We start from the raw sequence: 1,943 nt of genomic DNA, 5'->3' as shown, positions 1-1,943 counted from the left end.
TTTCAGTAATTTCAACGGGTTATGGGGCGGCTTGAGGCGTTTTAGCGGAAGTCTTGTTGTAACACGTTTTTCTAATTATGCGCTTGAGCCATTGGCTTTTGGCGATGTATCGTTCGTCCATGTACACGCGCATCACTGAATCGGGCGGTCGGCGCTACCTGCAACTGGTCGAGGGCCACCGCGACGAGACCGGAAAGGTCCGCATCAAGGTCGTCGCCAATCTGGGGCGACTGGACAAGCTCAGCCCGACAAAGCTCGATCCATTGATCAACGGGCTCAATCGGGCTGTTGGCCGTTTGGAGAACACTGCTTCCGACATCACCTATGACTCCGCGTTGGGCTTCGGTGATGTCTTCGCGCTCCATGAACTGTGGAAAGACCTCGGTTTTGATCGCGCGCTCAAGCGCGCGTTGCGTTCCGGGCGTCGTGAGATTGACGCCGAGGCCCTTGTGCGGGCCATGGTGTTCAACCGGCTCTGCGCCCCGGACAGCAAGTTAGGCGTTCTGCGCTGGTTGGAAACGGTGGCGATGCCAGCCATGCCGGAAGGCATAACCCATCAGCATCTGCTTCGGGCGATGGATGCACTTCTAGGGCAAGTAGACGCCGTCGAAATGGAACTTGCCAAGCAGATCCGGCCTCTGGTGGATCGCAACCTCACCGTTGTCTTTTACGACCTGACGACCGTGCGGATCCATGGCGAGGGCGAGGTTGAGAAGGACATCCGCGCCTATGGCATGAACAAAGAGACGGGCGGCATCGCCCGTCAGTTCGTCATGGGCGTGGTGCAAACCGCCGAGGGCTTGCCCCTGATGCACACTGTCCATCCCGGCAATGTGGCGGAGACAAAGACCCTGCAGGCCATGCTGTCGCGTGTGCTGCAGCGCTTTCCCATTGAGCGGGTCATTCTCGTCGCTGATCGCGGGCTGCTCAGCCTCGACAACATCGATGCCCTGACCAGCCTCGCCAAAGAGGGCGGACGCACGCTTGAGTTCATCCTCGCCGTGCCGGCACGGCGTTATAGCGAATTGGTCGAGACGTTCCGCACCCTCGCCTTCGGTGCGGAGGGTTTGGCTGAAACGACCTTTGCAGGCCATCGCCTGATTGTCGCCCATGATCCCCTGCGCGCGGCCGAGCAGGGGGAGGCGCGCCGTGCACGGATTGCCGAACTTGATGCCATGGCCGAGAAGATGGTGGGTAAGCTGAACGCCCAAGACGAAGGCGCCACACCCCAGGGACGACGTGCTTCCGACCGTGGCGCTTACAGCCGCTTCACTCGTGCTGTCGCTGAGGCCGAGATGACGCGCTTCCTCAAAGCCGATCTGACCGCGGATCGCTTCTCTTGGTCCGTGGAGGAAGAGGCTGTGGCCGAGGCTGAGCTCTTCGACGGCAAGCTCGCCTTGATCACCAACACCACCGACATCAGCCCCGCAGAGGCCGTCGCGCGCTACAAGGGATTAGCGGACATTGAGCGCGGGTTCCGCGTCCTCAAATCCGACATTGAAATCGCGCCGGTCCACCATCGCCTGCCGGACCGTATCCGTGCGCATGCGCTGATCTGCTTCCTGGCCCTCACACTCTACCGCGTCATGCGCATGCGCCTGAAGGCCAAGGGCCACAGCGCAAGTCCGAAAGCCGCCCTCAACCTTCTTGGCCGCATTCAGAAGCATACGGCACATGCCGGCACGCGTACCCTCCAAGGCGTTAGCCGGACGACCCCGGAACAACTGGAACTCTTCGATGCATTGAGCCTGCCAAAACCAGTCTGACGCCACTTTGTTGTACCATTTTTGGCCTTCCAGGCTCAATAGTATCAATTGCTTAGCCGTTTAACTGATGAAGTTGGGTGCTCCAGTTGCGCCTGTTCGATCCGGAACGCCCATTCAAGCGCGGCCTGCACGCCCAGCGCGCGTTTGATCCTGGTGCCGCTGACGCGGCCGTGGAAG

The 1,943-nt window shown here is 60.4% G+C and carries 1 protein-coding gene; it reads left to right on the top strand.

Features of this window, described 5'->3' with window-relative positions; translation table 11 throughout:
- Positions 1–119 precede the first annotated feature (119 nt).
- Positions 120–1,766 carry an IS1634 family transposase gene (locus tag PKE84_RS10360; protein ID WP_189635513.1) on the top strand — a complete coding sequence of 549 codons (1,647 nt, stop codon included), beginning with the start codon at positions 120–122 and terminating at the stop codon, positions 1,764–1,766.
- The last annotated feature ends 177 nt before the right edge of the window (positions 1,767–1,943 follow it).

This window comes from Leifsonia poae, from assembly GCF_027921845.1.
Classification (GTDB): Bacteria; Actinomycetota; Actinomycetes; order Actinomycetales; family Microbacteriaceae; genus Leifsonia; species Leifsonia poae.
This window is presented reverse-complemented; position numbering and strand designations above follow the sequence as displayed.